Origin of the sequence: Zwartia panacis (assembly GCF_030410395.1) — a bacterium.
GTDB classification, from domain to species: domain Bacteria; phylum Pseudomonadota; class Gammaproteobacteria; order Burkholderiales; family Burkholderiaceae_B; genus Zwartia; species Zwartia panacis.
In genome coordinates this window covers 525435-536218 of the sequence record NZ_JAUHHF010000001.1, presented here as the reverse complement: position 1 = coordinate 536218, position 10784 = coordinate 525435, and the positions used below count along the sequence as shown (strand labels likewise).

The 10784-nt window shown below is 51.6% G+C and carries 6 protein-coding genes; all 6 read right to left on the bottom strand.

The window, feature by feature from the left end; all coding sequences use genetic code 11:
- Positions 1 to 1189: VCBS domain-containing protein (locus QWY30_RS02450; RefSeq protein WP_290237903.1), on the bottom strand; the 1189-nt coding region annotated here is incomplete at its 3' end.
- A gap of 125 nt (positions 1190 to 1314) precedes the next feature.
- Complete coding sequence (locus QWY30_RS02445) at positions 1315 to 2118, bottom strand: hypothetical protein (protein ID WP_290237901.1); 804 nt, start codon at positions 2116 to 2118, stop codon at positions 1315 to 1317.
- Between the two features lie 17 nt (positions 2119 to 2135).
- Positions 2136 to 3842, bottom strand: a complete 1707-nt coding sequence (locus QWY30_RS02440; protein WP_290237899.1) for a LuxR C-terminal-related transcriptional regulator — start codon at positions 3840 to 3842, stop codon at positions 2136 to 2138.
- A 38-nt stretch (positions 3843 to 3880) separates the two neighbouring features.
- Positions 3881 to 5092, bottom strand: coding sequence for a beta-barrel domain-containing protein (locus QWY30_RS02435; RefSeq protein ID WP_290237897.1), 1212 nt, complete (start codon positions 5090 to 5092; stop codon positions 3881 to 3883).
- A gap of 45 nt (positions 5093 to 5137) precedes the next feature.
- On the bottom strand, positions 5138 to 9136 hold the full coding sequence (locus QWY30_RS02430; RefSeq protein WP_290237895.1) for a peptidase domain-containing ABC transporter: 3999 nt from the start codon (positions 9134 to 9136) through the stop codon (positions 5138 to 5140).
- Positions 9126 to 10685 (bottom strand): TolC family protein, encoded by a 1560-nt coding sequence (locus tag QWY30_RS02425; RefSeq protein WP_290237893.1) that lies wholly within the window; start codon positions 10683 to 10685, stop codon positions 9126 to 9128. The genes QWY30_RS02430 and QWY30_RS02425 overlap by 11 nt, the downstream gene beginning before the upstream one ends.
- Positions 10686 to 10784: the final 99 nt, after the last annotated feature.

Genomic DNA, 10784 nt, shown 5'->3' with positions numbered 1-10784 from the left:
CGATGCTGAACTTCCCGTACGCGCCAGCCGTATCCGTCTGCGCCACCACCGTCGCATCGGTCGCATCCGCGTCCGCCAACGTCAGCGTGCCGCTCGTACTGAGCACCGCATCGGTTTCGGTCAAGGCTTTCGTGTCGCTCGTGAGCGTGGCCACATCATTCGTGCCGGTGAGGTTCACCGTCACCGTCGCGCTGCCACCATCGCTCGTGGCCACCGTAAACACCTCGGTGACGACCTGACCCGCATTGAGCTGGTTGGCCGCGTCGTTGGTCGTGTACGTCCAGGCACCATTGGTGCCGATGCTGAACTTCCCGTACGCGCCAGCCGTATCCGTCTGCGCCACCACCGTCGCATCGGTCGCATCCGCGTCCGCCAACGTCAGCGTGCCGCTCGTACTGAGCACCGCATCGGTTTCGGTCAAGGCAACAGAAGCGCTAGACAAACTCGATACGCTTTCAGCAATAACAGGATTTTCACTAAGTGATGAAGTCGCTACAACCGGCACAATAGGCTCTATGGCAACAGCATCAGTCACCTGAGACACTATCGTTAACGCAATAGGCGAAACATCGACCGGAAGCACAGCCTCTGTGACAACCGCCTCAGTCACCTGAGGTACAACAGTCAATTCAATCGGTTGAGTCGCAGCCACAGGAGTGACGGACTCAATCACCTGGACTGGTTCATTCACTTCAGCGGGCTCAGTACCATCCAGCGGTACGTCCGCTCGTGCCTGCGTTGTTCCTGCGCGTGGCGTATTGGCAGGTCCTGGCGCACCTGTACCAGTAGATGCGCTCATCACATCCGGTGATCGACCTCCCTCGCCGGACTCCGATGAGACGGCTTGAATCTCTGGCGAAACTGCGACAGTGACAGTAAGCAAACCCTCACCTGCCAACGCATCTTCCACATTGGAAGGCCTGGCGTCATCCTCAGACTCAGTTTCACTGACTGTGCTGTCGCCGGTCTGAACAGGCGGGGCATTTGTCAGGTCAGTATTGGGAAGGTAAAAGCTGGGCCCTTCAGGAGCGTTTGTGTTCGGCTGAGTCACCACGGCATCGGCACGTACCTCCGCTGTGTTGGCACTCCCTGCCTGGTCACTTTCAGTCGGTTGCTGGAGCGACGTCAAACTATCGAGTTGAACGGCCTCTTGGGACTGTTGTGGAGTAGGTTTATTTTCGTCAGCCATTTCAATGCCTTATCAGTCCAGCTCGTCTCAAATTGAGACTTCTATAAGTTAGACTTTAATAGGCGGTAGGCATACCCTCAACACCACAAAAGGTTATATAACTTTGGTAACAAAATCGCCCTAAATTAATTTAAATACCGGTCTCGCAATACCTCGGAATAACAGGCTACAAATGCTTTTCGGTCATTTTGAAACTCCCCGCATCGAGAAGCCACTTTTGCGGTACGTCGACGCAGCTCGGTTCCATTCATTTTATAGACACCTGTCTGGGTCTCAAAAAACCTGACGCGCTCATTGAAATAGCGTGTTTCGAAACCAGTTAGACGATACTGCTCAACTTGATTATGGCTCAAGCGGTAAACCCCCTTTTGGATGTGCGCCTGCATTGCTGCAAATAGCTGAGGCGACATACCCATTTCAGCAAAATAAGCCTCTGCGTCCCGCTCGAACTTTGTAAGGGCTGCGGCAGCTTTAGGATTTTCACTGGCATCCACCTCTTTCAAAATCTTTCCATCTTGATCTGTCACAGTAATACGACCCCGATGGATTCCCACTGTGTAGGCCGGCGCACCTCGAACAACACCGCTTGCCAAAATAAACATACAGGCGCTAGAGCACTGACCGGTCACAAAAATATGCGCTTTTGCCGCGCGGAGCATTCGGCCGATCTCCATCGCAACCACCCCGTCACCGCCGGAGGAATCGAGCAACACGATCAATCCGGCAGGAATAGGGTCACCTTGAGGTTTTGGAACAGAGCCACGGACCATTTCAAGCGTCTTTTTTGAAATCCTTCCGCTCATTGTCATCACCACGACACTCGCGCTCGCAACGGGACGCGCACCGACATCTGCGAGAGCAGGAGCAAAACTCGCGACAAAAAAAGCGAAAAAAATCAAACTGGAGCAAAAGATCACTGATCTTTTCATTGATACTTCGAGCTCCTTTAGGTCACATTCATCTCAGGAATGGCAACTGTCAAACTATGGATTGCCTGCGCCGTCATGAGGTCACGAAACTGAAAGCCTCCGCCAGACTTAGGAGCAATTAAACCGGAGGCCGTCAACTCTGATAAACAGAACTGTGTCTGATGATGGGGCAATCCCGCCTGTGTCACAAAATCATCAATCGGCCGAGCAGGATCATTCGCAGCAGCCACAATCAACTGTTTCGAGGTCACTGATAAACCATCAAGCATGGCTTGTAAATCAGCGCGTATGGCTTGGGGCAAATCGGCATGTCCATTCGTACGCATGGTGAAAACTCTGGAGGGCGCATCACTTTTAGGACGCGGCCCCAGCAATCTGACAACAGTTTGTGCCTGTCCAACATCCATTAAGTTTGCAGCAACGATCACGATCGGACAGGAGACTAATTGATTCACACCCCGCTCACCCAGGACAGTCGCCAATGCATCAAGAGCCTTGAGCCCATAAACTTGTATGACTAAAGGTTGACTCGCGCAGTCTCTAATCATGGAACCTAATCTCTCTCCATCAGAAGAAAGCGTATAAACCTTGCCCACCGGTGCATTCAGCACCGCTGAAACTATCTCAATCTGACCGACAAAACCTGCAACGATCCGGTCGCGACGCGTCTGCACAGGCATTCTCAGACGCAGCACATTGAAACCCAGCGAAACCGCTGCGTTACCTATCGTATCAATTAAAGCAGTCGCAGCAGCCGGGGGCCAAGACTCGACCGACATCCATTGCGCAACGCCACTCTTCGCAGAGGCAAAAATTTCATCCACAAAATCAATACCACCCCAGCGCGAACGCGTATCCAGCAGTAACTGGCCATACTCGCCAATCGCAGAGACACTGCCCTCACGCTGACGTCCAATCGGTTTGTCAGAAGATGCTTTGACCTTGAGCCACTGGACGCTCAGAGGTGCCAGCCGTTGTGTCGATTCGTCTGCAAGCGGGCGACCCAGTGGTCGAGCGTGACGCGCCAAAATCGCAGCAGATCTGAAGGACTCAGCACCGGTCAGCTGTACCGTTTTCTCAGCGACGACTTCTGGATGAGAAGCCACACCAATACCGATTGGCCTGGTCAATAAGTCAGAGTCTGTTTCTACAAAATGTTGGGCGCAGTAGTCATCCGACCATTTTTGAATAGACTGGGCCAAATGTACGGCGCGATCCGCATCATCCAGATGTGAGTAAGGATGACCAAACCAGGCAAGAAATCCTCCATAAGGCATGGACACAAACTGACCGTCCAAGGCTTCCGTGAAGTCAGAAACCGTTTGTCTTAAAGCCAGCAAGTACTGATCACGCTGAACCAGCACGCCCGTGGAAATGGATGTGGCATCGGGCAAAAACACCGCCACCACAGCGATCATTCGCCAGACATAACCAGGCTTATGGATAGAAGTTTGTTTAGCGGGCTTGGACCAACCAGACTCACGTCCTCTTGATCGCTGGGCTTTCAAAAGCTGACTTGCAGCGATCACGGCTTTGGCGCGATTGACGACTCCGAGACGGCGAAAGAGCACAAACAAGTGCTGCTTCACAGTCCCTTGCTGAATCCCAAGTTCCTCGGCGATTTCTTTATTACTCTTGCCTTCGGTCAATAACGATAAAATTTGTTCTTGCCGAGGCGTAAGTGGCCGATTCTTATCCAAGTCACCTTCTTCGCGCTTGTTCATATTTTTATCTGCCTGCTATCAGTCTATCAAGGGCCAGGTTAGCGTTCACGCATACCCTGATTCAGAGCAACATAAATCGGACGGAGTAAATACCGCAACACGGACTGTCTGTCGGTCAAAATATCTGCCTGGACAGTCATTCCTGGTTCGACCTTTTTAGTTTGATCATCACCGACATACTCCTTTGTCACAGTGATATTGACCTTGAAGTATGGATTTTGACCTTCACCTAAAACGCTGTATGGTGAAACCATGGACACACGCCCCTCAATCGTTCCATAACGCATAAAATCAAAAGTACTGACCTTAAGCCTGACAGGCTGATCCATTTTTACAAAACCAATATCCACGGGAGAAACCCTGACCTCAGCATGCATCTGACTATCTACAGGAACAACATTCATCAGCATCGCACCGGCAGGGATCACACCTCCAACCGTTCGGAACTTCAAATCCTGAACGACACCATCAGATGGGGACAGCACCTCAACACGATCCAGTCGGTCTTTTAATTTAGTGAGTTGCTCCTGAATCTGAACCAACTCATTCGAAGACTCATTGAGCTCATCCATCTGAGCACGTCTAAACCGAAGCAACTCCGCCTCGGCCTGACTCAATGCACGCTGCGCATCCAGAGCCTGCACACGCGTCGCAAGCTTTTCCTCTGCAAGCTCAGTCCTGATCTTGCTGACCTCTTTCAAAATTTTGATCTCGTCTTTTTGTTGAGAAATTTGTTGCAAGGAAGTTTTCAGAGTGTGCTGCTGCTCCTGCACCGTTTCTTTGTAGATCTCAGGCACTGCGCTGAAATTTGCCGGGCGTTCGCCAATCAGGGCACGCAGTCGCTCCACCCTTGCATACAGTCCCCAATACTTTGCACTCAAGGTCTGATATTCAGCCGCGGCCTCCGTATCATTGAGGCGCATGAGCACTTCGCCCTTTTTGACAAGCTGCCCATCCCTCACCTGAATCGAGGCGATCCGTCCACCGTCAACATGCTGAACAACTTTGACAGACTCAACTGGCAAAATTTGTCCAGGCGCTAACGCGACAACGTCGAGCTTGGCAAAATACGCCCACACCAAGAATAAAACCAAAGAGACAGCCGCCAGATTGATCGTCGCTCTCAAATAAGACGGCGGCGCAGCCTCCTCAAGCAAGATAGCCTTGGCAACGTAATTGTCCGTTCGGTCGCCAAGCACGAGCGGCGTAACCGGTGTCTTTTCGGACTGATAAGGTTCAGTATTATTCACAGACATTCTTCTCACAAATCATTGCGATGTATTCCAGTTTGAGCTTCAAGATGCTACCGGCTGCCTCAGCAGCACTTCAGGCGCACCACTCGCGCGTAAATAACCCTTGTCGAAAATCATCAACGTGTCAGCTAATTTGATGTGACTCGGACGATGACTGATAAAGACTATGGTTGTCTTGCCACGTAATTTTTTAATCGTTTCAATGAATTTTCGATCACCCAGTTCATCCAGACCGTTGCCAGGTTCATCAAACAACATAATCGGCGCGCGCGTCAGATACGCACGCGCTATCGACAGTTTTTGCTTGAGACTTGCGGCAAGCTCGTTCGTGTTGTCACCGACACGGTACTGAAGACCTTGAGGCAAGGAAAGCACTTGGTCCAACGCGCCCGCCATTTCCAAACACTCATACAGATCTTCGTCAGTCGCTTCTGGTCGCGCCAATCTGAGGTTCTGCGCCAGTGTTGCGCGAAACAATTGGGTATCCTGGGGTGCGTAACCAATGTAGCGTCTCAAGACTAATGGATCGATTTGCCGGATATCCACATTGTCCAAAAGAATCGCACCCGCCTGGGGCTGGTACATACCGAGAATCAGTTTCAATAGGGTCGACTTGCCACCGCCATTCGGTCCGGTCAACGCGACAACTTGTCCGGGCTGAATGCGAAACTCCACGCCAATCAGCGCCGGGTCGACCTTGATCGAATAACGGAAAGATACTCGCGCGAACTCTATTTCGCCCAGGAGCTTGCGACCACTGACAGCTTGTGAGGTTTCAATCCTTTCGGGCTGGATCCACATCAAACTATCGATCTGTTTGACCGCATTGCCCACCCGTTCCATTCTGGTCATATTGGTGAAAACAGTTTGAACAGGGGTGAGAACGCGCCACATCAACATCAATGAGGCAATTAATGCACCCGATGATACGGAATGCGACCATACCGCGGGTACCGTTGCCACGACAATGGACAAGGCTGCAAGCATCATCAAAAAGTAAGAGCTACTCACAAGCAAAGAAGACAAACGCTCGGATTTGAAAGAAGCCATTGCGGCATTTGCGGAGACTTCCCTGAAACGCTCAAGCCAAAGTCGCTGCGCATGGCTCTCTCGGACTGTTCGCATCTTGACAATCAGTTCCACCAGGAACTCGTCGCGCTTGGTCACCGCCTGACTTAATTCCGTGACGAGAGTCTTGGTCCGGCCAGAAAAAACCCAGTACAAAATCGCATAGATCGCGACCATGACGGTAAATACCAGCAGTGCGATTGGATTAATAATCGACAAGGCCACGAGCAACACAATCGTCGCGGGTGACTCCAAGAATGTCGAAGCCAGCGGACCGATAAACATATCCCGGATCGACTCAAAGCTCTGAAGACGTGCAGTTTGAGCCCCCACCGAAGAGCGTTCTGTATAGGATGGAGACATTCTCAACACGTGTTGCAAAATACTCGCACCGAATAAATACTCGATGCGGCCAGCGATATACGCCAAAATATGCGCGCGGTGCCGCATGAATGCAAAGCTCGACAACAGTGCCAAGACAGAGCCGATTGTCAAGTAAAGCAAAGTGTCTTCTGCACCAGTTGGAATCACGGTGCTGTAGACCACCATCATAAAGAGCGGCCCCGCCATCAGTACCAGACCTGACACCAGAGCAGAAACCGTAGCTTGACCAATCAGCGGAGCGAACCGCTTGAGCGCACGCGTTGCCCAGGATCCCGTCTCGACGAAAGATCGGCCAACCTGTTCATAAAAGAAAGCGCGACCCTCGATATTTAGATTGGACTCTAGACGCACATCTTGATCAGGATCGTTGGCGACGCGCACTTGATGTCCAGTGCGCCCAAGCACGACAAACGCCAGGTCCCGATCTGGAACAAACAAACAAGGCAAAGATCGCACCTCAAGATCGCCCAGTCTGCAACGGACTTCTTTAGGCTTGTAACCGAGCTCAGCCATGGCATTTTGAAAACCTGAAAGATCCAGCGCATCCTCGTAATAAGGCAGTGATTCGGCGATCTCCCGGGTGCTCACTCGAGCATTGATTTGTTTGAGCAAAATTGTCAAACAACCAGAGAAGTCCGTTCTAACTTTGAATTGAGCATCGACCATTTCCCGGGTGCGATCCCAACGTGAAGGATCAAGCTCCGTATCAATTACAGCACCTTCGGTCGAGAACGTTCGCGACTCAACGGAGGTGGCGTCTTTGGCCCGAGCCATCGCGATATTGACAGGAGAAGTCGTCTCTAAATTGACAGGAGAAGTCGTCTCCAAAGATTGCGCCGCAATGCCCAAATCCAATACAGGCTCAGCAATTGGCTCTGCAAGGCCACGCTCGGTGAAACATCCCTTCTGCAGATAAACCGTTCGGGTAGCCAGACGCTTGTAGGAGGGTCTTTGCGAAATCATCACGATCGTGACACGTCCCACCATCGACTGCAGATAGCGTAAAAATAGAGTGTCACCCTCTGAATCCATTGTTGAAGTCGCATCGTCAAACAAAATGACGCGAGGTTGCCCGCTGAGCGCGCGCACAATGGACAATCGTTGACGATATCCCGGAGGCAACGAATCTGTGGCCATGTCACCGACCGTTGAATCCCAGCCACGAGGCATTCTGGAAACGAAATCGCCTAAACCCAGTTTCTTTGCAGTCTCCAGAGCGAGATCTATCCGATCATCATCGAAGCGACTGATGTTGTCGAGGAGCGACCCCTCAAACATTTGCGCTTCTTGCGACAGGTAAGCAATTTCGTGCCCCACTTCGGTGGCACTCATAAACTTCAACTCTCGATGATCAACCAGTATCTGACCATCTGTCGGCTGAACGACTCCGGCTAATAATTGCAACAAAGTGCTGCGTCCAGCCCCGCTCTGCCCCTCTATCAAGAGACATTCGTTTGGTTCAATCGTGAGAGACAAGTCTTTGAAGACAGGGGCCTTGGCGGAGGGAAACTGGTAGCCCACGTTGACAAGATCAAGACTCACTCCACGCGGTTCAGATGTGTCACACACGGTATCCAGAGAGACCGCATGGGGAGGTTCAACAGGCAAAACAGGTTGGGCAAGCTGTGCGGAAAGCTCCTCACGCAAAATTTTGTCCTGCTGGTGCTTTGACCAGATACCACCCAGACGCTGAAGAGGAGCCAGCGCACGCATACCTAACAGTACACAAGCCGCAAGTTCGCCGTTCGTCATCTCGCCATTGATCACCAACCATGCGCCAAGAGCCACCGTCAAAGTGGTCATTAGAGGTGAAAATATGTTCCCAAGCCCCGAGGACATATCGAGCGCATAGGTGACTTTGGACATCAGGCGGGCACAGGCTTCTTGCAAGCGCTCGTGGCGACGCAACATCAACGCCTCCATCGTCATCGATTTGAGCGTATGTATGTTGCGCAAGGTTTCATTTAAAAAATTGCCTCGCCTGAGATCCGCCTCTTTTTGCTCTTTGACCAAAGCAGGAAAAGTTTTCCCATTTCGCCAGATGATCAGCATGAAGACTAAATAACCAGTCAGTAGCAACACACCAATCCAGGGGCTCATGACTGCCGCAATCAATACATATAAAAAAGTGAACGGCAAGTCCATCAGCTGCTGAAACGTCTGACCAGAGTAGTGATAGCGAAGCGTCCCGATAGACTTAAAGCGGGACATCACCGCGCCAGTCCCCTTGCGCTCAAACTGGTGAAGGGGCTCGGCTAAGGCGCGCTCGGTCAAGGCCATCATCGCCCTGTACTCAAATCGTGCTGCCGTCCACGCTGTGGCATAAGAGCGTGCAATCCGCAAAAGAGTCTCGACAAAGATCGCAAGCAAAACAGTCATCGCGACCAGACCGAGCGTATCGACTGACTCGTAAGGCAAGATTCGATCGTAAAGCTGCAACATCAGCAAGGGGAACGCCAATGCAAGGATATTGATCGTGATGCTGGAGGAAAAAATGGTGAATCTCTCACCCGCAAACGGCGACAACAAGCCCAGCGTTTCACTGGCTTTAGACCGGTCGTTCATCTTCGTTGTGGTCTTATTTGCCATCGTTCTTCTCTGCTCTGGCCCGCCAGCGCGCATCCGCCTCTGGAAGCTTGCCACCACCCAAACAAGGGTTCTCGCCCAAACGTAGTCCACCGCCGATCGCTTTGTAGAGGTCTACAGAGGCCCGGATTTGCTCATAACGACCATTGATCGCTGCATCCTCTGCAGCGATCACTGTCCCTTGAACTTGATACAACTGCACAAAATCCATACCACCCCGCTCAACCACCTTGACACTGTATTCAGCCAATTGACGCGCGCGTTTGCGAGCGTTGTCCAGTGCCGCATATTGTTTGGCAGTCAGTGCCACGCCAGAAAGTCCGTCCTCGACGTCGCGCATGGCTGACAAGACGGTATTGGCATACGCCTCAAGCAACTCCCTGTTCTTGGCATTTGCCAACTCAACCTCGGACTTGCGTTTACCGCCATCAAAAACGTTCTGAACCAGATTTGCGCTCAGGTTGTAAAAAAGACTTTGAGGCGCAAGAATGGATGACAACAAGAAACTACCAAAACCACCTTGTGCGGATAACGCAAACGAAGGCAGTAAATTTGCACGCGCGGCATACAAGTCAGCCTGCGCAGACTCGAGTGCAGCTTCAGCACGGCGAATATCGGGTCGTCTGCACAGCAGGTCCGAGGGCAAACCCGGCTGAACCACTGGCGTGTTGACATTTTCAACCAGCCCGCCGCTGAGCTTTAAAGCCGAAGGCGTTGTCCCAACAAGCAAAGCTAAGCGATTGAGTGCCCGCTCGCGCTGCAGTTTCAAGTTTGTAACCTGAGCATCCGTATTGCTCTGCAACACCAATTGCTGAGAGACATCGATCACTGTCGAGTCCCCGCGGTCGAGGCGTCTTTGCAAGTTACGACCAACCATGCGGATCGTCTCGAGGTTGCGCTCTCCGACAGCAATACGTTCCGTTAAAGCCATCACCTGAAAATAGACCGTGACCACATCGCTCACCAGACTGAGCGCGACAACTTCACGATTGAACTCACTCGCTAAGGCTAAGGAATATGCCGCCTGAGAGTTGAATCCCTTTTTACCCCACAGATCCAGCTCATAGTTGACGGCTAAACCCGCTTGCCAAACAGGCTGACTGCCCCATTCGTCCGTTGTCGCAGCATAGCCTACGCCTTGCCCAGGCGCCTGATTTCTATAGCCCGCCGTTAACTCAACAGAGGGAGATTGCGCAGCGCGAACAATGTTGGCTTGTGCGCGCGTTTGAGCCACTCGGGCAACCGCGACACGCAAGTCGAAGTTATTATTCAACGCAGTATCTACAAGCGCGTCAAGCTCACTACTGCCAAAATCTCTCCACCAAAACTCTTTGGGACGCGGCAAACTTTCGTTGACCGGGCCATTGAAAGTTTTAGGAATCCATTTAACGTATTCAGGTCCGTCTGGAGCATCACCCTCTTCTTTGATGGGTGTGGAACAACCAAACAATTGCAAACACATTAAAGCGAACAGGCAGGCTAAAACAAAACGGCCAAACCGCTGCGCAAAACTTAATCTCAACAGCGGACTGGTTGATTTTGTTAAAAGCATTCTTATGCTGGAGTAATGAAAAGTTACAGCTGACTTGTGTCACGAGGTTATAGGACACAGTCTAACTTTTAATGAACGTATCGGAAATCATTATCGACT